At 61.3% G+C, this 20,541-nt stretch carries 21 protein-coding genes; 12 read left to right on the top strand and 9 right to left on the bottom strand.

The genetic code is table 11. The features are described 5' to 3' along the window. Positions 1 to 193 precede the first annotated feature (193 nt). Positions 194 to 1,213, bottom strand: coding sequence for an aldo/keto reductase (locus QMK33_RS18305; RefSeq protein WP_283566067.1), 1,020 nt, complete (start codon positions 1,211 to 1,213; stop codon positions 194 to 196). A 149-nt stretch (positions 1,214 to 1,362) separates the two neighbouring features. On the opposite strand from QMK33_RS18305, the gene QMK33_RS18300 reads away from it, so the two are divergent. Next, the gene (locus tag QMK33_RS18300; protein WP_283566066.1) at positions 1,363 to 2,199 is read left to right on the top strand and encodes an SDR family NAD(P)-dependent oxidoreductase; all 837 of its coding nucleotides are present in this window, start codon (positions 1,363 to 1,365) and stop codon (positions 2,197 to 2,199) included. Between the two features lie 103 nt (positions 2,200 to 2,302). Here QMK33_RS18300 and QMK33_RS18295 read toward each other — a convergent pair whose 3' ends face one another. After that, positions 2,303 to 3,604, bottom strand: coding sequence for a hypothetical protein (locus QMK33_RS18295; RefSeq protein WP_283566065.1), 1,302 nt, complete (start codon positions 3,602 to 3,604; stop codon positions 2,303 to 2,305). Between the two features lie 187 nt (positions 3,605 to 3,791). Between QMK33_RS18295 and QMK33_RS18290 the strand changes: the two genes are divergently transcribed. The 6 genes from QMK33_RS18290 to QMK33_RS18265 all read left to right on the top strand — a co-directional run bounded on the left by QMK33_RS18290 (position 3,792) and on the right by QMK33_RS18265 (position 10,403). Then, complete coding sequence (locus QMK33_RS18290) at positions 3,792 to 5,183, top strand: AAA family ATPase (RefSeq protein WP_283566064.1); 1,392 nt, start codon at positions 3,792 to 3,794, stop codon at positions 5,181 to 5,183. Beyond that, a complete protein-coding gene (locus QMK33_RS18285; protein WP_283566063.1) occupies positions 5,180 to 5,713 on the top strand; it encodes a hypothetical protein in 534 nt (177 codons plus the stop codon). Before QMK33_RS18290 ends, QMK33_RS18285 begins: the two co-directional genes overlap by 4 nt. 259 nt (positions 5,714 to 5,972) lie before the next feature. Next, positions 5,973 to 7,697 carry a S8 family peptidase gene (locus tag QMK33_RS18280; RefSeq protein WP_283566062.1) on the top strand — a complete coding sequence of 575 codons (1,725 nt, stop codon included), beginning with the start codon at positions 5,973 to 5,975 and terminating at the stop codon, positions 7,695 to 7,697. Positions 7,698 to 7,735: 38 nt separating this feature from the next. Continuing rightward, complete coding sequence (locus QMK33_RS18275; RefSeq protein WP_283566061.1) at positions 7,736 to 8,740, top strand: YitT family protein; 1,005 nt, start codon at positions 7,736 to 7,738, stop codon at positions 8,738 to 8,740. Positions 8,741 to 8,836: 96 nt separating this feature from the next. Further along, positions 8,837 to 9,670 carry an MOSC domain-containing protein gene (locus QMK33_RS18270; protein WP_283566060.1) on the top strand — a complete coding sequence of 278 codons (834 nt, stop codon included), beginning with the start codon at positions 8,837 to 8,839 and terminating at the stop codon, positions 9,668 to 9,670. Between the two features lie 40 nt (positions 9,671 to 9,710). Next, positions 9,711 to 10,403 (top strand): DUF2461 domain-containing protein, encoded by a 693-nt coding sequence (locus tag QMK33_RS18265; RefSeq protein WP_283566059.1) that lies wholly within the window; start codon positions 9,711 to 9,713, stop codon positions 10,401 to 10,403. 349 nt (positions 10,404 to 10,752) lie between these two features. On the opposite strand, the gene QMK33_RS18260 is transcribed toward QMK33_RS18265, so the two are convergent. Continuing rightward, a complete protein-coding gene (locus QMK33_RS18260) occupies positions 10,753 to 11,541 on the bottom strand; it encodes a M48 family metallopeptidase (protein ID WP_283566058.1) in 789 nt (262 codons plus the stop codon). A 479-nt stretch (positions 11,542 to 12,020) separates the two neighbouring features. Beyond that, the gene (locus QMK33_RS18255) at positions 12,021 to 12,644 is read right to left on the bottom strand and encodes a deoxynucleoside kinase (RefSeq protein WP_283566057.1); all 624 of its coding nucleotides are present in this window, start codon (positions 12,642 to 12,644) and stop codon (positions 12,021 to 12,023) included. A gap of 79 nt (positions 12,645 to 12,723) precedes the next feature. Between QMK33_RS18255 and QMK33_RS18250 the strand changes: the two genes are divergently transcribed. Further along, positions 12,724 to 13,176: a hypothetical protein gene (locus QMK33_RS18250; RefSeq protein ID WP_283566056.1), complete on the top strand. Its 453-nt coding sequence runs from the start codon at positions 12,724 to 12,726 to the stop codon at positions 13,174 to 13,176. Positions 13,177 to 13,182: 6 nt separating this feature from the next. On the opposite strand, the gene QMK33_RS18245 is transcribed toward QMK33_RS18250, so the two are convergent. Next, positions 13,183 to 13,671, bottom strand: a complete 489-nt coding sequence (locus tag QMK33_RS18245; protein WP_283566055.1) for a hypothetical protein — start codon at positions 13,669 to 13,671, stop codon at positions 13,183 to 13,185. Positions 13,672 to 13,818: 147 nt separating this feature from the next. Between QMK33_RS18245 and QMK33_RS18240 the strand changes: the two genes are divergently transcribed. The 3 genes from QMK33_RS18240 to QMK33_RS18230 are packed head-to-tail and all read left to right on the top strand — an operon-like array spanning position 13,819 to position 15,091. Further along, positions 13,819 to 14,343 carry a GNAT family N-acetyltransferase gene (locus QMK33_RS18240; RefSeq protein WP_283566054.1) on the top strand — a complete coding sequence of 175 codons (525 nt, stop codon included), beginning with the start codon at positions 13,819 to 13,821 and terminating at the stop codon, positions 14,341 to 14,343. A 44-nt stretch (positions 14,344 to 14,387) separates the two neighbouring features. Then, positions 14,388 to 14,618, top strand: a complete 231-nt coding sequence (locus tag QMK33_RS18235) for a CDGSH iron-sulfur domain-containing protein (protein ID WP_283566053.1) — start codon at positions 14,388 to 14,390, stop codon at positions 14,616 to 14,618. Between the two features lie 44 nt (positions 14,619 to 14,662). Further along, positions 14,663 to 15,091 (top strand): DUF7674 family protein, encoded by a 429-nt coding sequence (locus QMK33_RS18230; RefSeq protein ID WP_283566052.1) that lies wholly within the window; start codon positions 14,663 to 14,665, stop codon positions 15,089 to 15,091. Here the strand turns inward: QMK33_RS18230 and QMK33_RS18225 are convergent. Further along, on the bottom strand, positions 15,088 to 16,131 hold the full coding sequence (locus tag QMK33_RS18225) for a hypothetical protein (protein ID WP_283566051.1): 1,044 nt from the start codon (positions 16,129 to 16,131) through the stop codon (positions 15,088 to 15,090). The two genes, QMK33_RS18230 and QMK33_RS18225, sit on opposite strands and share 4 nt — an antisense overlap. Positions 16,132 to 16,268: 137 nt before the next feature. Beyond that, the gene (locus QMK33_RS18220; RefSeq protein ID WP_283566050.1) at positions 16,269 to 16,523 is read right to left on the bottom strand and encodes an acyl-CoA-binding protein; all 255 of its coding nucleotides are present in this window, start codon (positions 16,521 to 16,523) and stop codon (positions 16,269 to 16,271) included. A 102-nt stretch (positions 16,524 to 16,625) separates the two neighbouring features. Here QMK33_RS18220 and QMK33_RS18215 point away from each other — a divergent pair, with 102 nt between their 5' ends. Then, on the top strand, positions 16,626 to 17,939 hold the full coding sequence (locus tag QMK33_RS18215; protein WP_283566049.1) for a metal-dependent hydrolase family protein: 1,314 nt from the start codon (positions 16,626 to 16,628) through the stop codon (positions 17,937 to 17,939). A gap of 85 nt (positions 17,940 to 18,024) precedes the next feature. Here QMK33_RS18215 and QMK33_RS18210 read toward each other — a convergent pair whose 3' ends face one another. Beyond that, on the bottom strand, positions 18,025 to 18,771 hold the full coding sequence (locus QMK33_RS18210) for a peptidylprolyl isomerase (protein WP_283566048.1): 747 nt from the start codon (positions 18,769 to 18,771) through the stop codon (positions 18,025 to 18,027). Between the two features lie 76 nt (positions 18,772 to 18,847). After that, the gene (locus QMK33_RS18205; protein WP_283566047.1) at positions 18,848 to 20,050 is read right to left on the bottom strand and encodes a zinc dependent phospholipase C family protein; all 1,203 of its coding nucleotides are present in this window, start codon (positions 20,048 to 20,050) and stop codon (positions 18,848 to 18,850) included. Positions 20,051 to 20,541 lie beyond the last annotated feature (491 nt).

The following is a 20,541-nucleotide window of genomic DNA, read 5'->3' as shown; positions in this document are numbered from 1 at the left end:
TACTTCTTTCGCCAGTCCTCCAGGGTCTGGCGTTCCTCAGCGGTCAGAAACAAGCGATAAATTAGCATGACGAAAGCGCTTTTCTACGGAAAAGCCCACCAGACCCAATAAGGTTTTTCAACCACTACGAGCCTTTTTTGTTATCCAAAATTCAGGCCAACGGCCAGCAGCTACCAGCGCGCCCGCCGCCGACCTACGCCTGGCGGTCGCCCTTCGTGAACTCCAGCATCCAGCCGGGGTACTCGGGCGCGAGCTTGCTCACTTCGTCCAGCTCCTTCAGCTCCTCGGGGGTAAACTTGACGTCCACGGCTTGGAGGTTGTCTTCGAGCTGGTCCATTTTTTTGGCCCCGATGATGACGCTGCTCACCACCGGCTGGTGCAGCAGCCAGGCCAGCGCCAACGACGCCACGGTGGCCCCCTTGGCTTCGGCCATCGGGCGCAGCTTATCCAAAATGGTGAAGGCCAGCTCCTTGTTCACGGGCGGAAAGTCGAAGCCGGTACGGCGGTCATCGGCGCCGCCCTGGTTGTCGCGGGTAAATTTGCCACTGAGGAAGCCGCCAGCCAGCGGGCTCCACACCAGGAGGCCCGCCTTCTGGTCGAGCAGCAGCGGCACCAGCTCGCGCTCCAGGTCGCGGCCCGCAATGGTATAGTAGGCTTGCAGCGACACGTACTTTTCGAGGTGCTGCTGCTGCGACACGCCGAGGGCTTTCATCAGTTGCCAGGCCGCCACGTTGCTGGCCCCGATGTAGCGCACCTTGCCTTGGCGCACGAGGTCGTCGAGGGCGCGCAGCGTTTCTTCCCAGGGCGTGAGCGGGTCGAAGCTGTGCGTTTGGTAAAGGTCGATGTAGTCGGTTTTGAGGCGCTTCAAGCTCGCCTCGGCCTGGGCCATAATGTGCTTGCGGGTGAGGCCGGCGTCGTTGGGGCCGTCGCCCATTTTACCGCGCACCTTGGTGGCCAGCACCACGTTGTCGCGGCTAATGCCCAGGTTGTGCAGCGATTGCCCGGTGAGCTCCTCCGACAAGCCCTCGGAGTACACGTTGGCCGTGTCGACGAAGTTGATGCCCGCGTCGAGTGAGCGCTTCATAAGCTCGTCTACGGCCGCCTGGCCGAGGTTGCCGATGGCGGCGGCCCAGCCCGTGCCCCCGAAGGTCATGGTGCCCAGACACAGTTCGGATACTTTGAGGCCCGTATTGCCCAGCAGGTTGTATTTCATGGAAAAGGAAGAAGGTTTGGCTACCTAACGCAAATTCCTGGGTCAGGGTACGTGCGTTGGTCGGCCGGCGGACCGGGGCGACTAGCCAGGCGGTGCCCGCGACTATCTTGCGCGGCGCCGGCCGGCCCAGTTGGCGGCTGGCACCGCTCATGAAGCCCCCAACAGTTTTAATCACCGGCGGCACCAGCGGCATCGGCAAGGCCACGGCCACGCACTTCGCCCACGCAGGCTACCCGGTCGTCATCACCGCGCGCGATGCGGCGCGGGGCCGGGCCACCGCAGCCCAGATTAGCGCCCGCACCAGCAACCCGCAAGTGCGCTATCTGGTGGGCGAGCTGGGTACCATCAAAGGCTGCCAGGCGCTGGTGGCGCTGATATTAGAGGAAGTACCTGATTTGCAGCTGCTTATCAACAACGCCGGCGTTTTTATGACCAAGCGCGTGCTGAACGCCGACGGCCTTGAAACCAACTTTATGGTTAACTACCTGGCCCCGTTTATCTTAAGTACGGGCCTGGTCGAGCTGCTGGCCCGCAACGCGCCCAGCCGCATTCTCACCGTGAACACCGGCCTGCACCTGCAAGGCCACTTCGACCTGGCTCGCACACCCTGCGGCCTGGACTTTAGCGGCCGCGCCAGCTACTGCAACACCAAGCTGGCCAACGCCTTATTTACGGTGGAGCAGGCCGGCCGCGTGCGCCACCGCGGCATCACGGTGAACGCCATGAGCCCCGGTCTCTACAACACCCGCGTGCTGAAAGTGACGGGCTGGCTGCGCGTGGCCGTGCGGGTGGGTGGGGCGGGTCTGGGCCTGGTTCAGCCTCTTGCGCGCTCGGGTAAAGCCCCCTTTTACCTGGCCACCGCGCCCGAGCTGGCCGCCGTAACGGGCGCGTACTTTGACCAGCAAAAGCTGGCGGCTTTTGCGCCGCAAGCGGCGGATGCGCAGCTGCGTAAGGAGCTGTGGGATAGAACGCTGGGTTGGATTTGAGGTAGCGTGGACGCTGTGAGTCCGCGCGTGGGGTCGTTGGCACATTGCGTGCCAGTCGTGCCAGTTGTGCCACGCGCGGACTCGCAGCGTCCACGTTACCTCCTTAATACAGCTTGAACAACGGCTTCACATTGCCCAGAATATCGCCAAACCGCTCCGAAGCCCGCGCCTGCTGGTAAGTCTCGGCGGCGTCGTGGGCGCGGCGGGTTTCGTCGGCTATGACCTTGGTGGCGCGGTCGGCCTTAATGAGGCCATCTTGCTGGCCCTGGGCAATGGCGGCCCGAATGGCGGCGCTGTACTGGCTGGTGATAACGGGCAGGCGGTCGGTGAGGCTCTGGAGCTGGGCGGCGAGCTGCACGGCGGCCTCGGCCGAGTTGTTGGCGGGCGTGAGGTAGCCGTCGGGGTCGAGGATGTCGCCCTGGTTTTGGGCGCGGCCAAAAGCCTGGTCGAGCGAGGCGAAGCGGGCATTGAGCTTATCGGCCACGTAGCTGCTCATGTGGCTGATGTTGCCCACGTCGAGCGAGTTGGTGGCCGGCTGTCCGGCCGGCGGCGCGGTGTAGTAAGTAGATATATCTTCTTGGTAGGCAACTAATTGCGTATAAGGCCGGTAGAGCTGGCTGAGCTGGTGTTGCAGCACCATGAGCTCATTGTCGAGGGTGAGCAGGGCGGTCTGGTTATCGGCCCGCGCCGCGTCGAGGGTGCTGAAAAAGTTGAGCGTCGGCCGCAGGCCCGTTTCGATAAGCTTGACTTGGTCGGGCGTGAAGCCGTCGCTGCTGAGGCTGCTGGCGCGCACGCTGGTGAGCAGCTGGCCCACGGCGTTGAGCATGGGCCCCACGGTGGGCACGGCCGTCAGGTACGAGCTTTGGCTGAGGTGGGCGGCCAGGTCTACCAGGCGGCGGCCCTTGCTTTTGTCCACGGCCTTGTTGGCCACCAGCGTTTTGGTGTACTCCACCAGCGAAATGCCCAGCGGATTGCTCTCGGTGGGCGAGCTGAGAGCCGCCTGCTCGTTGGCATTGCGCAGGGCCTGGGTGAGGGCGCGCAGCTGCGTGAGGCGGCCGTGGCACACCAGCAGCAGATTGGCGGTGGCGTGCACGTTGTTCTTGGCCAGCGCAAAGCGCGTGCTCTGACTCAGCTTCTGGCCCGCCAAAAAGCTGGTAAACTTGCCGCCCAGGTCGCTATACATGCGCTGCTGCTGGCGGTAGGCCACGCGCAGGCTATCGACGCGCCGCGTGAGCAGCTGCACCGTGGCCTGGGCCTGGGCGGTGGCATCATCGGGGCTAGAGGCCAGCAGCGCCGAGGCCGTGGCGGGCAGGGTGGGGGTAGTAGTTTGGGCCAGCAGCAAACCCGGCAGGAATGCGAGGCCCAGGCCCGCGAGCCAGGGCCGAAGCGTAGCAGTGAATACCATAGCTTAATAAAAACGTAGTTGTGCAGAAATAACCGCCGCGCCCGACCCTACAAAAAAGAAGCCAGTGCCCGCTACGGAGCCTAGGTAATGCGTTGTGGAAGTAAGGGCCATTGTGCTGTCGAAAAGGTGAAGCTGCCAGTCTTAGGCGGCAGCGGTAGCTTGGGGCTGCTGGTCCGTACTTTGCCGCATGGCTACCAAACGCACTCCTCCTTCACCACCCGCCTCTGCACCGGCTCGCCCGCCCTACATGCTCATCGAGGAAATTCGGGTGCAGGGCTACAAGTCGCTGGTCGATGCTACGCTGCACGTGCGGCCCCTCACGCTGCTGGCGGGTACCAACAGCTCGGGTAAGTCGAGCATTATGCAGCCGCTGTTATTGATTAAGCAGACGATGGAAGCGCCGTATTTGCCGGCTAGCGCGTTGGTACTAAACGGCGAGCATTTAAAAGCAGAGAGGGCTGAGGACTTATTGAGCAGGATTGACAAAGCAAAAGAATTTTCAATCAAATTCACAGGACTTAATATTTTTGGAATACTACCGGACCAGTTTACAACAAGTTCTTTTCTGCAAACTACCTATCAGTCTGAAGTAAATAACTTTACGCTTGCGCACCAAACTTCCAATTATGTTTCTGGTAATAATAATAAAGGGATACTTAATATTAAGCTAGGAGACGGGTTAGACGTAATAAATAATCAACTCGCTAATATCTTATCCCCAAACTCAGCTTTTCTAAGTGCGAGTCGTTGCGAAGTAATCAAAACCGGGTCATTTCTGGCAATTAATTTTTATGATGCTAAAAATGAACCCAAAGGATTTTATTTCCCTGCCCACTTTTTAGTTGAAAGTTTGGCAAATACGATACATATCCCTGGTCTCCGACGGGGACCTGATAGAAACTATTTAGCTACCTATTCTACAGGCCAAATAAAAGGTACCTTCGACATATACGCTGCCGGCACAATTAGCCAATGGCAACAAGAAAATAACACCGAAGCCCTGACTCAAATTAACACCTCCCTCCAACGTCTCGGCCTCACCAATGCCGTTACAGCAAAAGTTAAAAATGCCAACGAAGTGGAGCTAAGCGTGAACCGCTTGCCCTCGACTTCCAAAATCAAACCCAAGAAAGCCGACATGGTAAATATTGCCGACGTGGGCATCGGCGTGTCGCAGGTGCTGCCGATACTGGTGGCGCTCATTGCGGCGCAGGAGGGGCAAATTGTGTATATCGAGCAGCCCGAGCTGCACCTGCACCCCCGCGCCCAGGTGGCCATGGGCGAGCTGCTGGCCGAAGCCGCTAACCGGGGCGTGCGCGTGATTGTGGAAACGCACAGCAGCCTGCTGCTACTAACGATACAAACACTGATTGCGCAGGGCAAAATTGCCAATACCGACGTGGGCCTGCACTGGTTTACCCGCGACGCGAAAGGGGCCAGCCAGGTGCAGTATGTGCAGCCCGACGAAGATGGCGCGTACGGCGACTGGCCCGAAGACTTCAGCGATATAGAACTAAAGGCCCAGGATGCCTACCTCACGGCAGTAGGCTTGCGGCAGTTTGGGGAGGCTGCGCAATGAGGATTTCTGGTAATTCGCGCCGCATTGTAGTGGATACCAACGTGGCAAAATCGGCCAGCGCCAGCGTCCATCCAACATCGGATGCTTGCCGAGCGGTGCTGGAAACCATGCTGGCCCAGCAGCACCAAGTAGTGCTGTCGCCAATGCAGTATCAGGAGTGGCTAAAGCACCAATCGGGGTTTGCTAAAACCTGGTTGGCTTCTATGCTGCGCAAGAAACTATATGTAGTGCTGCGGCCCGAGCCAGATAGTGGTATTACCGCCCGGGTGCATCAGCTGGCATGCACTGGCAAGGCTCGCTACGAAATGCTAAAAGACGTGCATTTACTGGAAAATGCCTTGGCCACCGACCATGCGGTAGTATCGCAGGAAACCAATGTACTGGCTTTATTTACGACGCACGCGCAGCCACTGCAAATACCCCGTCCGGTGGCCTGGATAAATCCCGTAGCTGATAAAAACGCCTGCGTTGCCTGGCTCGAAGCCGGCGTGGTCGTCAAGAAGGTTCGCTGCATCCCAGCCGGCGTATAGTTAAGTAGGATTTACGCAAAACGTTTGTCATTGCGAGCGAAGCGCGGCAATTGCCCCAGAACTATACCCGCACGTCGTCGTTCTGGGGCGATTGCCACGCTTCGCTCGCAATGACAAACGTTTTGCGCAAGCCCTATTAAAGCATCCCTAACGTTCTCATCCGGCCTTTTTTAGCGAAGCGCCGAAGGTACTAACCCGCCCCGGGCGCAACGCCCAGCGGCGTTGGCTCGTCTATGGGCCCAGCGGCCGCTGCCTACTTTTGAGGCTGCTTTTATTCTTCCTGATGCGCTCCACCCCACTTGCTACCTGGCCGCGCCTCGCGCTGGCCGCTTCCCTGCTCTTACCCGCCGCTGCCCAGGCCCAAACGTTGCCTAGCGCCGGGGCTCCCGCCACGCCCCCGGCCCCAGCCGGCCCCACCGTGGCCGAGGCCGCCCAGGCCCAGTGGTACCTGCGTGACCCGCAGCTCGACAAAACGCCCGGTACCGGTACCACCCGCGCCTACGCCGAGCTGCTGAAAGGCCGCGTGCCCACCGCCGTCATCGTGGCCGTTATCGACTCGGGCATCGATACGGCGCACGTCGACCTCAAGCCCATTCTGTGGCGCAACCCCGGCGAGATTCCCGGCAACGGCATCGACGACGATAAGAACGGCTATATCGACGACGTGCACGGCTGGAATTTTCTGGGGGGCAAAGATGGCCGCAATATCTCGGTCGAAACCCTCGAAGTAACCCGCGTGGTGGGCAAGCTGGGCCCGCGCTTTGCTGGCAAAACCAGCGCCCAGGTAAAGGCCGCCGACCGCGCCGACTACGCCCTGTACCTGCGGGCCAAAAAAGCCTACGACGCCAAGCGCAAGGAGCTGACCAGCGGCCTGGCCCAGGCCGACCAAATGACCGGTCCGCTCACCCAGATGACCGACGCGCTCAAGGAAAAGCTCAACGTGACGCGCCTCGACACGGCTACCATGCGCCAGGCCGCCGCCCAGGTAACCGATGCCGAAATAAAGTCCTTGCTCACCTCGCTCTACCAAAACATGAAGCAGGGTGGCATCGCCGACACCGACGCCCTGCTGGCCGAGCTTAACAGCGAGCTCAAAGACCAGCGCGAGCAGCTCGACTACAGCCTGAACCCCAAGTTCAACGCCCGCGCCGACATTGTGAAGGACAATATCGACGACGTAACTCAGCGCGACTACGGCAACAACGACGTGACTGGCCCCGACGCCCTGCACGGCACCCACGTGGCGGGTATTATTGCGGCCGTGCGTACCAATGATATTGGTATTCAGGGTATTGCCGGCGCGCCGGTGCGCGTGATGAGCGTGCGCGCCGTGCCCAATGGCGACGAGCGCGACAAGGACGTGGCCAACGCCATCCGCTACGCCGTGGACAATGGCGCGCAGATTATCAATATGAGCTTCGGCAAGGAGTTTTCGCCCCAGCGCCCCGCCGTGGAAGCCGCCTACAAGTACGCGGCCAGCAAAAACGTGCTGCTGGTGCACGCCGCTGGTAATGAAGATGATAACCTCGATGTGAACCCGCACTACCCCGCTTCCTTTTACCTCGATGGCTCGGTGCCGCCCAACCTGCTCACGGTTGGCGCCTCGGGCCCCGACGACAACGAGAACCTGCCCGCCAGCTTCAGCAACTATTCCAAGCGCCAGGTCGATGTGTTTGCGCCCGGCGTGGGTATTTACTCCACGCTGCCCGGCAACAAGTACGGCTCTGAGAGTGGCACCAGCATGGCCGCGCCCGTTACGGCCGGCGTGGCTGCCGTGCTCAAGTCGTACTACCCCAGCCTCACGGCCGCCGACCTCAAACGCATTATCCGGCAGTCGGCGCAGGTGCACCACACGCTGGTGCTGGTGCCCGGCGAAAACGGCAAAAAGGCTGATTTCAGCACGTTATCGGCCACCGGCGGCATCGTCGATTTATACGCCGCCCTGCAATTGGCCGCCCAGTTGGAGGCTGCCAAAAGTAAATAAGCGTTGGCGGAAGCCCGGTTTTTTGCGTAAGCCAACCCATGCTTGCTCAATTATCTGTCCTCCAAAGAATGCGCCTGCTGCGGGCCAGCGCCGCCGCTATTCCCAGCGCTGCCTCAGAGGCGGCGCTGGCTACCATTGCCGACCACCCGGCCATGGCCGACCACCAACCGCCCAAATCTTCCGAACCGTGGCTGCGCCAGCAGCTGCGCAGCATCTTATATCTAGTGGCCGGCGTGTTTTCGGCGGCGCTGGCCCTGGAGGCATTCATCCTGCCCAGCGGCTTGTTTGATGGGGGCGTTACGGGCATTTCGCTGCTCGCGGCGCGCTTCATTCCGTTGCCGCTATCGGTGTTTCTGGTGGCGCTTAATTTGCCTTTTATCTGGCTCGGGTACAGGCAGTTGGGTAAGGATTTCGCCATCCGGGCGCTGCTGGCTATTCTGGCGCTGGCCATCGTGCTCGAAACCGTGCATTTCCCGGTCGTCACGCAGGATAAGATGCTGATTGCCGTATTCGGTGGCTTCTTTCTGGGGGCGGGCATCGGGCTGGCCATGCGCGGCGGCGGCGTGCTCGACGGCACCGAAATTCTGGCCGTGTACCTCAGCCGCAAGGCCAGCCTCAGCGTGGGCGACTTTGTGCTGATGCTCAACATCCTCATCTTCCTCATCGTGGCCGTGGTGCTCGACGTGCCCACGGCGCTCTACTCCATTCTCACCTACCTGGCCGCCTCCAAAACCATTGAGTTCGTGGTCAATGGCATCGAAGAATACACGGGTGTCACCATCATTTCGGAGCACAGCGACGCTATTCGGCGCGCCCTCACCGAGCGCCTCGGCCGGGGCGTTACGGTGTATGCCGGCCACCGCGGCTATGGCTCACACGGCGAGCAGCCCAGCCCGATTGATATTGTGTTTACGGTAGTTACGCGCTTGGAAGTCAGCCAGGTAACCGATGAAGTTAACCGCATCGACCCCAAGGCATTCACGATTATGCACAGCGTAAACGATGCCAAAGGCGGCATGGTGAAGAAGCGGGCCCTGCATTAGCAGTTACTTGGGAAGGAGGAAGGGGAAGCGAAAAATTACCACGTGATAATTTTTCGCTTCCCCTTCCTCATTTAAGCGCAGCTTACTTTTGCGGCTATGTCTGCTTCCTCTGCTCCGCTCACGCTTACTAGCCTTGTCATTTACCCCGTTAAGTCGCTGGGCGGCATCAGTGTGCCGGCCGCCGAGCTCACGCCGCAGGGCCTGCGCCACGACCGCCGCTGGCTGATAGTAGACGAGCACAACCGCTTCCTCACCCAGCGCGAGCACGCCAGCATGGCGCTGCTGGCCGTGGAGGCGGCCCACAATGGCTTTTTGCTGCGCCACCACCAGCGGCCCGAGCTGCTGCCGCTCTACATCCCGTTTGAGGCTACGTCCGATAAAACGCTGTTTGTCAGCATCTGGGATGATATGGTATTTGCGTGGCGCGGCACCCCCGCCGCCGACGAGTGGCTGAGCGAGGCCCTGGGCCAGCCCTGCAAGCTGGTGTACATGTCGGACATGGCCCGCCGCGAAGTCGAGCCCGACCAGCCCGAGCTGAACCCCGCCGGTACGCTCGTCAGCTTCGCCGACGGCTATCCCTACCTGCTGGCCACCGAGGAGTCGCTGGCCAAGCTCAACGAACAGCTGGCCGAGCCCGTGCCCATGAACCGCTTCCGGCCCAACCTCATTGTGCGCGGCGCTCTCGCCGACGCCGAGCTGCAATGGACTGATTTTCAGATTAATGGCCAGGCCTTCCGGTCGGTGCGCGGCTGCGGGCGCTGCGTCGTCGTCACCATCGACCAGGCCACGGCCCAGAAAAATGCCGCCAGCGAGCCCCTGCGCACGCTGGCCACCTACCGCAAGCCGGCCAGCAAAGTGCTCTTTGGCCAAAACGTGACCGGCCCCCTCACCGGCCGCCTGCAGGTGGGCGATGCCGTGGTGCTCGGCTAGCTGCCCCAACCTCTGCCGGGTAGCTGCGTTTAGGAGCCGCATGGATAATGCGTTCGTACTGGATTTTTTGCGCCGCCTGGCGGCTAACAACAACACGGCCTGGATGCAGGCGCACCGCGCCGACTACCTGCGCGCCCGTGATAGCTTCGCTGACCTCGTGGCGGAGGTTATTCGCCAGGCCGGGCCCGCCATCCCCGAAATAGCCGACCTCACGCCCCCGCAGGCTATGTTCCGGCTACATAAAAACGACCGCAGCCAAACCGACCCCGAGCCCTACAAGCGCCGCTTGAGCGCGGGCCTGGTGCCGGGCGGGCGGCACGCGCTGCGCGCCGGCTACGCGCTGGCCCTGCTGCCGGGCGGCGGCTCGGTGGTGCGCGCCGGGCGCTTCTCGCCCACGCCGGCCGAGCTGGCGGCCATCCGGCAGGAAATTCACTACGACAGCGCGGGCTTTCACCGCTGCCTGGCCGACCCGGAGCTGCTGCGGCACTTCCCTAATGGCCTCGATAGGAGCGGGGCCCAGCTCACGCGCCCGCCCCGCGGCTACCAGGCCACCGACCCCGACCTGCCCTACCTCAAGCTCAAAACCTTCGGCGTGGTGCACCCCTTCAGCGATGCCGAGGTACTGGCCCCCGGCTTTGTCGAACACGTGGTGGCCGCCATGCAGGCGGCCCGGCCGTGGGTGGGGTTTCTCAACCGCGCCCTGGCAGAAGTGCCCGCTCCGGCGAAAGACTAGGTAACCCAAGTGGCGGACCGGCAACGCGGCTCGCAACTTGGATTAGGTAGCTGGCCATACGTGAACGTGCAATAGGTGCGCTGGGTTTAAACACCTGCCCCAGTGGGCCTTACCTTATGCGCTTGCCACTACCCAAAGATGCGCCGCTTGCCCAGGCGTTCGGCCATCAGGCAGCGTGCGCAGTAATTTTTGGTCACTTAGCCAGGCGCAGCCAGGACGTGAGATACCGGCTTGCCAAGAAGAAGCAACCTTGGAGAAGACCCCAAAAAAAGCCACCCGAGCGCACAACACCCGGCCCGGATGCTTAGCTGAAAGCATCCGGGCCGGGTGTTGTGCGCTCGGGCTATCTTTATTTCGTGGGCTTGGCAAAGCCGTCCTTTTGGGCCCGCTCACTCACCACGGCCATGCGCTTTTCGGTGTCGGGGTGCGAGGAGAAGAGTTGCGAGGTTTTGGAAGCCTTGGCGTCGCCCGAAAGCGCCTGCAGCTTGCCGAAGGCCGAGGCCATGTACCAGGGGTTTACCTGCTGGGCCTTCAGCAACTCGTAGCCGTAGCCATCGGCGCTGCTTTCCTGCGCGCGCGAAAACGAGGCATTGGCCAGCGCCTGGCCCACATCGCCGAGCTGCGAGCCGCTGAGCACTGCCGCCGCGCCGCCTTGCGAGGAGGCGCCCTCCTTGAGCGCCGACGTGAGCAGGGCCGTGCGCATGGCATCGCGCGAGTCCTTGTGCTTCACGTGGCCAATTTCGTGGCCGATAACTCCGAGTACTTCCTGGTCGCTCATTAAATCCATCAGGCCCGCAAACACGCGCACGCTGCCATCGGCGCAGGCAAACGCGTTAACGTCCTTCACCAGATACACTTTGTAGTTCATGGCCATGCCGTCGTAAGTGCCGAGCGTGGCTACTAGTTTTTGCAGGCGCTTGGTGTAGGGGCTGGTAGCGGGGGCCACGGCGTTGTTGGCGTCGCTCCAGGCCACGTATTCCTTGGTGTAGGCTACCACATCCTGGTCGCTGAGGGTAGCGGCTTTGGCGGCTTTCAGGCCCGCGCCCAGCGAGGAGGCATTAAGCTTAAACTGGGCCTGGGCGTTGGTGAAGGCACCGGCGGCCAGGCAAACGAGGGCAGTGAGGAATTGTTTTTTCATCGGGGGCAGGGGCTGGTTGAAAAAAGAAAAGAAGAAAGAATTGGCAGGGTCACGTAGCCACAAGCTCGGCTTTTGGGTTGCCGGTACGCTAAGCTTCTGCGCTTCTACGGGGCCAGCCGCCACTAGTTGGGTATATAGCCTGCCAATAGTTGACGGGAGACCCCGCCTAGCCGGTAATAGCCCCTGGTTGCTCGCTGGCAGCCTCCCCAAAGCAGGGTTTCACTCCTCGTCGTACATGCCGGATGGTGCGGCATACTATTTCACCCTCAGCCAAGCCTGCCAGCCACCAAAAGGCCCCGCCGGAAAATCCGAGCGGGGCCCTTGTCTTATTGCTTTTCCCGGTTAGCCGGGCAAAACGCCAGCGCTTGCTAATGCGCTCCCGCACCAGGCAGTGCCTCAACGCGCGCGCCAGGAAGTAGCGTTACCCAAAAACCAGGTTTTTGACAAAACGGCGGTTCCGCTGCGCACTTGCAGGTAACTTAGAATAAGCCAAAGAGCTTACCGTCAATGCGTTCGACGATGGAGCCCAGGTCTTCGGGGTTGCGCACGTAGTCGAGCTCGTTCACGTCGATGATGAGCAGTTTGCCGTGCTTGTAGCTGGCAATCCACTGCTCGTAGTGCTCATTGAGGTTTTTGAGGTACTCGATGCTAATGGAGTTCTCGTAGTCGCGGCCGCGCTTCTCAATCTGGCCGATGAGCTTGGGCAGGTCGGCGCGCAGGTAGAGTAGCAGGTCAGGCGGGTTTACCAGGTCTATCATGCTCTCGAAGAGGGCGTAATAGTTGTTATAGTCGCGCTCAGCCAGCAGGCCCGACTGGTGCAGGTTGGCCGCAAAAATGTGGGCATCCTCGTAAATGGTGCGGTCCTGAATGACGCTTTTGCCCTCCTGCACCAGCTCCTTGATGCGGCGCGTCTGGCGAAAGCGGCCATTCAGAAAATAAACCTGCAAGTGAAAAGCCCACCGCGGCATATCTGCGTAGAAGTCTTTGAGATACGGGTTATCTTCTACTTCTTCCAGGAATACTTCCCACCGAAAATGGTGGGCTAATTTGTGGGCCAGCGTGGTTTTGCCGGCCCCGATGTTGCCGACGATAGCAATGTGCATACGATAGAAATAACTGTAGGCGGTCCGAGAGGACGTCAAAGGTAAGCCGGGCACCAGCCTACCTCCTTCTTTACCCACTATGAACGCATTTACCACTGCCACCCCCGCCACCCGTTTGCTATGCCTGCCCGACGCGCACGGAGCCCCGCTGGCCGACTTCGATTTATACCAGGAGCAGGACCTGCTGCACATCAGCTGGCACGGCCACCTCACGGCCGATGCCGTGGTGCGGGGTGCCCGGGCGGGCATGCACCTTTTTGCCAATGGGGTGCTGCCGCGCCGCCTGCTCAGCAACCACCAGGCGGTGACGGGCGAGTGGGGCGAGGCCCTGCCCTGGCTCCACTACGAGTGGCTGCCCGAGGCCAGCGAGCGCGGTGTGCGGGTAATGGCCCACGTGCTGGCCCACGGCACGGCCAGCCAGCTCATAAATTTTCCGGGCAGCCACGAATTCATTGAAGCTATTACGCACGAGCTGCGGGCCCAGTCGTTTCGGCATGTGGAACCGGCCTTGCAGTGGCTGGCGCACCGCTAGCCGGAACTACTCGTTCACGCGGTCTTTCACGCGGCGCGCCCCTTGCAGCGTCCGGAACTCACCCTGGTAGGTGCGCACCGTCAGGCGGTCGTCGAGGGGGAGCTCCTGGCGCACAGTTTCGTAGCGGGCGTTGAGGCGGGTGAGGGCGGCGCTGGCCTCGTCCCAGTCTTGGGTACTCCACTGCCGACGCTGGGCGCGGGTGGCATCCAGAAAGCGGCTGTACACACCCAGTATCTGGCTGGTGGGCAGGCGGTTGATATCAATGCTCTCGTGCATTATTTTGGTTAGGCCCGGGTCGCCGCTGGCCACAAAGCGGCGGGTGGTGCCGGCGGCGGCGGCCGTGCGGGGCGCCGAGGCGTGGGGGCGGCCACCCACCAGCTCGCCGCTGCGCAGCAGGCTGTCCTGGCGCGTGTTTTGGGCAGTGGCCAGCAGGGGCAGGGCGGCCAGCAGCAGCGCGGCGCTGGCGTGGCGGAGGCAAAAATCAGACTTGCTCATGGGGATAAATACGAGGTTGGATGGAAAACGCTTGGCGAAATGCGGGCCAACTTGGTGCCAGCCTAACGGCCGGCGGCCGTCCTGCGTATGCCAACGCAGCCAGTAAGTCGGTTTTTTGCCCGACCTTCGTTTGATTCTTCGTTGCTTATGCCTCCCCGCACTACCCCGGTTCCGCCGGCTACCCCCTTGCACATTCAGCCCGCCACCGAGCAGGATATTCCCACCATCATTGCGCTGGCCGACGCTACCTGGGAGCCTACCTACCGCTTCATCATCTCGAAGGAGCAGATTGACTACATGTACCGCGTCATCTACACGCCGGCTTCCCTGCGCCGCCAGATGCGCGAGCAGCACCACCAGTTTTTGCTGGCTTATGTAGATGGCCAGCCCGGCGGCTTCGCCTCGTACTCCGAAAAGCCGGAGAGCGTGTACCACCTCAACAAAATCTACGTGCTGCCCTCGCACCAGGGCAAGGGCCTGGGCCAGCACCTCGTGCAGGCCGTGGTAGCGGCCGTGCGCACGGCCGGCGGCCAGGCGCTGGAGCTCAACGTGAACCGCCACAACCCCGCCCTGGCTTTCTACGAGCGCCAGGGTTTTGCCCAGCACCGCGAAGAGGACATCGCCATTGGCCCGTACTGGATGAACGACTACGTACTGCGTAAAGATTTGTAAATCAACAACTTAATTCCTCATTCATCTTTTTGCTCCAACCAAAAATGGCTACCAAACTAACCGTACTCTCCAATGGCTCGCTCCGCGTAGAAGGCGAAGATATTCAGCTTGTTGATGCCCAGGGCAACGCCTACGGCCTCGGCGGCCGCGAGCGCATCAGCATTTGCCGCTGCGGCCTGAGCGCCCAGAAGCCGTTCTGCGATGGCTCGCACAAAGGGCACTTCGAGCACCCGGCCGTGGCCTTCGACCTGCCCGCGCCGAAGCCGGTAGTGTAGCTGTTTGCCCTCAATTAATTCGAAAGGTCATTACCCTGCTAGCTTTGGGTAATGACCTTTTTGCTTTTAGCATAAGCGACGTTAATTTCATTATTGTGCAGCCAGAGATTTCGCGTCAAGCTTTTGTTCAGTTAGTGGTTGAGCAGTTTCCGGTAGTAGCGGCGGATATACTTGATGAGGACTGGGCTGGTTTGATTCATCTACAAGTTGCCTGCCTAACGCGGCATGCTAACAAATGTGTAGCCAGCGGTGATTTGCCGGAATTTACGCGAATGCTGCGTTTTGTTGACTATGTGCTCCCCAAAGTTGATAGCGCCCTGGACAATGCCTTGCACGTTTCTTTTATAGAGGATTTGATGTTGGACGGTGATGCGCCGTTGCTACAAGTTGCGCGGCAGCTTCTTTCACCCAAGCAACTGGAATTTTACGTAGCGATTCGCAACTGGGAAACTACTGCTTTGGGGCAGCGCTAAAGGGTGCCAGCCAGCGTGCGCGGGCCCAGCATGAGCCACAGGTTTTGGCGCACGATGTCGCCCATCGAGTCGCAGTGGTCGAATTTTTGGGTGTGGTGGTAGCGGTTGAGGGCGGTTTTTAGCTCGTCCACTTTCTCCACGGGGGCCAGCTGCTGGCGACGCATCACGTCGAGCAGGGCCTTGAGGCGGTGGCGCTCGGCGCGGGCGCGGCGGGCCATGAGGGTGCGCTCCTCGGTTTGATACTGGCGCAGGGTGCTGGGCTTAAGCAGGTGGGCGCACAGCTCCACCACGGCCTGGTTGTCTTTGAACGACTGGGGCACATACATGGCTCGGCGGCCCTCGTAGCTCTGCTGGTCGAAGTCGATGGCCCGCACCCGGTACTGCTCGTCCTCGAAGTCGGGCGTCACGTCGATAACGTAGTTGTAGGCCCGCATATCGCCCAGCAGCCGGGCAAAGCAGCGCTCGTTAAACTTCACAAATTCCTTGGCAATCCGCACCTGGTTGAGGTGCGGCTGGTTGAGCCGCAGCCGGATAAAGTCGTCGCCCGGAATGCCGGCAATGTGCTCCTCCACCAGCGTATTGCCGCTGTCAACCAGGAAGTTCATCGAATTGGGCGACAGCAAATGCTCCAGCTCCAGGCCGTAGAGGCGCGAGGCATCGGCCTGCTTCACGTAGAAGTAGTCGTAGTTGTCGTTGAGCTGGTTGAGGATGCGCACCCGAAACGGATGCGAGTTGCCAAAGCGGCAGTAGTCAATGCGGTCAGCCAGCAGGTCGTCGGCAAACGAGAGGTCGCCGGCCGTCTTGAGCAGCGCGTACACCTGCACCAGGCCCTGGCTCAGCTCCAGCATGTTCTGCGGCTCGTAAAAAACGGTTTGCCACAGCGTGTCCTTCCCGCTGCGGTCGAGCAGGGCAAACGAGTTGCTGAAGCGCAGCAAATCGGCGTAGCTCACTGGCAGCGGCGCCTCGCGGTCGTAGTCGCGCAGGTACTGGCGCAGCGCCGGCGTAAGCGGGTAGCTGGGTTTTTTACGGGAGATATCCATGCGGTAAATGGGTAGGTGAGTAAATGAGTAAAGTAGTTGTGGGCAGCACGAATAGCCTTGTGAAAATAGAAGAGTCCAAAAGCTGCTTTCCGCTGAACCCCAATAACTTACTCATTTACTCACCTGCTCATTTACCGCTAGCCGGCCAGCTCGGTTACCAGTTCCACGTACTGCTGGCGGGCGGCGTCTTTGCTGAGGCCGGCCAGCTGGTGCCAGGCATCGTACTTGGCGATGGCTTTGAAGTCGAATCCTCCCGGGCGGGTGCCGGTTACGTCGCCTTCGGTGCCCTGCTTGTAGAGGGCGTAGAGTTGGAGCAGCACCGTGTTGGAGGGCTTGGCGGGCAGCTGCTGGGCGCGCACGGCGGCGGCCTCAAAGTCTTGCTGGGTAGTCATGATAAAAAGGAAATTGATTTTTAACGGCTTGAATATGAGCCGACGGGCCGGCGGGCGTAGCTTGCGCGGCCTTTCTACCCACCGATTCTTACTCGTTGCCTTATGCGCAAAGCTACCCGCTCACTCGTATTTCTCGCCGCCCTGGGCCTCACAGGCCCCGCGGCGCTGGCCCAAAAAACGCTGCTGCACTGCGGCCGCCTGCTCGACGTGCGCACCGGCCGCCTGCTCACCCAGCAAACCCTGGTGGTCGAAAAAGACCGCATCACGGCCGTGCAGGCCGGCTACACCGCCGCCAGCGGGCCGCAAGACCAGGTTATCAACCTCGAAAACCGCACGGTGCTGCCCGGCCTCATCGACTGCCACGTGCACCTGGAATCCGTACCCAGCCGCGCGTCCTTCGCCGAGCAATTCACCCTCAACCCCGCCGACGTGGCCTACCGCGCCCAGGCCAACGCGCTCACTACCCTGCGGGCGGGCTTCACCACAGTGCGCGACTGCGGGGGCTCGGGCGTGAACACGGCCCTGCGCAAGGCCGTGGCGCGGGGCCTGGTGCCGGGGCCGCGCATCTACTCGGCGGGCGTGGCCATTTCGGCCACCGGCGGCCACATGGACCCCACCGATGGCCTCAGCGACTTTATGATGGAGAAGCTGAACCCCGGCCCCGCCGAGGGCGTGGCCAACGGCCCCGACCAGTGCCGCCAGGCCGTGCGCGAGCAGTTCCGGCGCGGGGCCGACCTCATCAAAATTGCCAGCACTGGCGGCGTGCTCGACCTGAGCAAGGACGGCACCGGCGCGCAGTACACGGAAGAGGAAATCCGGGCCATCGTGCAGACGGCCCGCGACTTAGGCATGCCCGTGGCCTGCCACGCCCACGGGGCCGAAGGCATCAAGCGGGCCGTGCGGGCCGGCGTTACCAGCATCGACCACGGCTCGCTCATGGATGCGGAAGCCATTCAGCTGATGGCCAAAAACCGCACCTGGTACGTGCCCACCATCATCGCCGGCAAGTCGGTGGCCGACACCACGCGCCAGCACCCGGGCTACTTCCCGCCCGTTATCGCGGCCAAGGCGCTGGCCGTGGGCACCCAAATGCAGGGCACCTTCGGCCGGGCCATCAAGGCGGGGGTGCGGGTGGCCTTTGGCACCGATGCGGGCGTGTACCGCCACGGCCAGAACGCGCTGGAATTCACCTACATGACCGAGGCCGGCATGTCGCCGCTCGACGCCATCCGCACGGCCACGCTCAACGCCGCCGAGCTCCTCGGCGACCCCACTAACCTGGGCACCCTAGAAGCCGGTAAATACGCCGACGTAGTGGCCGTGGAGGATAACCCGCTGCAAAATATCTCGACCCTAACCCGGCCCAAATTCGTGATGAAGGAGGGCAAGGTGTACGTGGGTGGGGCGAAGGAATAAGTACGCAAAAGGCGTCTGTCCTTGCGAGCGCAACGCAGTGGAGCGCGGCAAGGACAGACGCCTTTTGCGTACTTATTCCTTCCACTCACTTCACCACCTCCACCTTCATGGCCACGTCGTTGATGGGCCATTTATCCTGCGGGTCAACGGGAATCTGCGAGATTTTGTCCACAACATCCAGTCCCTCAATTACTTCGCCAAATACCGTGTACTTGCCGTCGAGCGTGGGCACGCCGCCCTTGGTGGCGTAGGCCGCCACCTGGGCCGGGGTGAGGGGCCGGCCAGCCGCGCCGCGCGACTGGTAGGGTGTGAGCTTTTCGCCTACCACGAAGTAAAAATCGGTGTTGGACGAGAGGTGGCCGGGGTTTTTATCGTCGTCGTAGCGGGCCATGCCCAGCGCGCCCTTCACGTGGAAGTGCTGGGGCCGAAACTCGGGCGGCAGGCGGTAGCGGCGCAGGTGAATACTACGCACGCCGCTCGTTTGCCCGCCCTGCACGGCAAAGCCCTTCACCACCCGGTTGAACACCGTTTCGTCAAACACGCCGCGCCGGGCCAGCAGCAAAAAATTGGCCTTGTGCACGGGCGTGTCATCATAAAGCCGCACCCGGATATTGCCCAGGCGCGTCTTAAACAGCACTTCGGAGCCGGGATACTGTTGGCCATAGGCCAGCAGCGCGGCTGGCGCGGTGCTGTCGGTGAGGGCCGCAATGTCGGGGCCCACTGGCTTGGGGGGTGGGGGCGGAGCTGCAGTAGGGTGGTCGGCCGGGCCGCAGGCGGCCAGCAAGCTTACTGCCAGCAAAGCGGCGCAGGCCCCCGAAAAATAGCGCGTCATAAGTCGGTTGAAAATTAAAAAGGCAGCGGTGACACGAATTGTGTTTTATGGCAACTACTTGTTAATCTGCGCTTTGCTACCAGGTAAAATCAGTTGCTTTCTGTTTATTGGTGCCCTCCGGGCCTTTGGTTTTCGCTTTTGCCTTGGCGGGCGGGGCTGTGGCGGCGGGGGTTAGCGGGGCCTTTTGCTTGGGGGCGGCGGGCGCTACCAGCTCGGGTGGGGGCGGGGGGGCAGCTTCGCCTTCGGCGGCTTTTATTTCGTCTGCATCGACGCTTTTTTTCTCCTTTTGCAGGGCTAGCAGCAGTTGGTCCTGGTAGAGGGTGTTGGCTTTCCAGGCCTTGAGCTGGGTGGTTAAGTGGTCTTTTTCCTCCTTGCTGAGCTTGGGTGGGACCAGCAGCTGGGCCAGGTCGGGGCGGCCCGCTTCCTGCCAGGCCGTGAGCCAGAGCGAGGCCACCAGCGGGGAAGCCCCTTTTAGGCGGAAGGCTACCATGCCACCCACTTCCTTCTCGTAGGCATCGGCAAAGGCGTCGGAATAGCGGCGCTGGGTGCGGCCAAACCGGTGCGAAAACGTGTATTTGGTCTGCGCCTTCAAGCCCTTGCTGGTTTTGGCTTCGAGGTCGTAGGTGGAGGTGAGGAAGCCGTAGCTATTCTGCAACACCAGCCAGATGGCCGCCAGCGGGTCTTTCAGCACCTTGCTTTCTTCGCCATCCAGCTTGTAGTCTTTCAAAAAGCGCTCGGGTAGCTGGTTTTCCCAGAGCGCCAGCAGCCCGGTTTGCCCGGTGAGCTGGCCGTCGTAGTTGACGGTGGTGTGCAACGGCACGAAGGCATCGGCGGCGTAGTGGCTCAGCTCAGCCGACCGCAGAATGATGGCCACCGTGTCGCGGGCCCGGAACGCCGCCACCAGCTGCTGCTTGGCATCGAGCACGGCCCAGGGCAGGGTGCCGTATTTCTGGAGCGTGTCGGCCGAGAATTTCTCCACTGCCTCGTCGTAGGTGCGGGGTATTTTGGCAAACGGATTATCCTCCGAATAGTGGTCGAGGCGGATGAAGTGGCGGCTGCCCTCCTGCGGGTCCTGGCCCCGGCGCTCGTCGGGGGCGGTGCTTAGGCGCGCTAGCTCGGGCAGGTGCCGGAAGTAGAACGCCTGCATGGCCGTGGGCAGCTCATACACAGCTACTTGGGTAATAACGCGATGCCCCACCACGCCCCAGGCGCGGGCGGCGGGCGCGGCCGGGCCCAGTAGCCCGGCCAGCAGCCCCAGGCTCAGAAGAGTTTTTTTCATAAGGAATAAAGGCCAGGCCACTACCCCACGGGGCCCGCCTGACGGGGCCTAAGTTCGGGCCGGGCGGCCATATTTCCGTTGCCCCGCATCGCAATGCCAAATTTTGCGTATCTTCGAATCGGAGCCTCAAAGCTCTTGGCTGTAGCGGTTACGAAGCCCGGTTTCTGAAAGGAAGCCGGGCTTTTTCGTGGGTAATTATCCCGCATACCTTGCTGCTTTCAAATGCTCCACATCCTTATTTTTCACCGTAAAGCACTCTAACTATTTTTACGTTAACACCTGTTTTTTAATATGCGCTGCCTACTCTTCTGTTTATTAAGTTGTTTTCTTTCCTTTGGACAGGCCAACGCGCAGGCTCAACTAACGCTCAGGGACCTTATGGCTACCCCAGTGCAGGTGCTGGGGGCCAATTGTGCGCTATTCCCGGCGGCGGCGCTACTTGATACGCTAGGTTTACACGAGACGCTGGTAAAGCCTCACCACTTTACACC

This window comes from Hymenobacter sp. H14-R3 (assembly GCF_030063445.1).
GTDB lineage: Bacteria > Bacteroidota > Bacteroidia > Cytophagales > Hymenobacteraceae > Hymenobacter.
The sequence above is the reverse complement of the archived record's forward strand: the minus strand, read 5'-3'. Positions and strand labels throughout refer to the sequence as shown.

Excerpts from the sequence above, each read along its gene's own strand:
- QMK33_RS18305 (WP_283566067.1), bottom strand. The coding sequence starts at position 1,213 with ATGAAATACAACCTGCTGGGCAATACGGGCCTCAAAGTATCCGAACTG.
- QMK33_RS18260 (WP_283566058.1), bottom strand. The coding sequence starts at position 11,541 with ATGAAAAAACAATTCCTCACTGCCCTCGTTTGCCTGGCCGCCGGTGCC.
- QMK33_RS18300 (WP_283566066.1), top strand. The coding sequence starts at position 1,363 with ATGAAGCCCCCAACAGTTTTAATCACCGGCGGCACCAGCGGCATCGGC.
- QMK33_RS18240 (WP_283566054.1), top strand. The coding sequence starts at position 13,819 with ATGCCTCCCCGCACTACCCCGGTTCCGCCGGCTACCCCCTTGCACATT.
- QMK33_RS18270 (WP_283566060.1), top strand. The coding sequence starts at position 8,837 with ATGTCTGCTTCCTCTGCTCCGCTCACGCTTACTAGCCTTGTCATTTAC.
- QMK33_RS18290 (WP_283566064.1), top strand. The coding sequence starts at position 3,792 with ATGGCTACCAAACGCACTCCTCCTTCACCACCCGCCTCTGCACCGGCT.
- QMK33_RS18205 (WP_283566047.1), bottom strand. The coding sequence starts at position 20,050 with ATGAAAAAAACTCTTCTGAGCCTGGGGCTGCTGGCCGGGCTACTGGGC.
- QMK33_RS18215 (WP_283566049.1), top strand. The coding sequence starts at position 16,626 with ATGCGCAAAGCTACCCGCTCACTCGTATTTCTCGCCGCCCTGGGCCTC.
- QMK33_RS18275 (WP_283566061.1), top strand. The coding sequence starts at position 7,736 with ATGCTTGCTCAATTATCTGTCCTCCAAAGAATGCGCCTGCTGCGGGCC.
- QMK33_RS18210 (WP_283566048.1), bottom strand. The coding sequence starts at position 18,771 with ATGACGCGCTATTTTTCGGGGGCCTGCGCCGCTTTGCTGGCAGTAAGC.
- QMK33_RS18250 (WP_283566056.1), top strand. The coding sequence starts at position 12,724 with ATGAACGCATTTACCACTGCCACCCCCGCCACCCGTTTGCTATGCCTG.
- QMK33_RS18265 (WP_283566059.1), top strand. The coding sequence starts at position 9,711 with ATGGATAATGCGTTCGTACTGGATTTTTTGCGCCGCCTGGCGGCTAAC.
- QMK33_RS18225 (WP_283566051.1), bottom strand. The coding sequence starts at position 16,131 with ATGGATATCTCCCGTAAAAAACCCAGCTACCCGCTTACGCCGGCGCTG.
- QMK33_RS18285 (WP_283566063.1), top strand. The coding sequence starts at position 5,180 with ATGAGGATTTCTGGTAATTCGCGCCGCATTGTAGTGGATACCAACGTG.
- QMK33_RS18295 (WP_283566065.1), bottom strand. The coding sequence starts at position 3,604 with ATGGTATTCACTGCTACGCTTCGGCCCTGGCTCGCGGGCCTGGGCCTC.
- QMK33_RS18235 (WP_283566053.1), top strand. The coding sequence starts at position 14,388 with ATGGCTACCAAACTAACCGTACTCTCCAATGGCTCGCTCCGCGTAGAA.
- QMK33_RS18255 (WP_283566057.1), bottom strand. The coding sequence starts at position 12,644 with ATGCACATTGCTATCGTCGGCAACATCGGGGCCGGCAAAACCACGCTG.
- QMK33_RS18220 (WP_283566050.1), bottom strand. The coding sequence starts at position 16,523 with ATGACTACCCAGCAAGACTTTGAGGCCGCCGCCGTGCGCGCCCAGCAG.
- QMK33_RS18245 (WP_283566055.1), bottom strand. The coding sequence starts at position 13,671 with ATGAGCAAGTCTGATTTTTGCCTCCGCCACGCCAGCGCCGCGCTGCTG.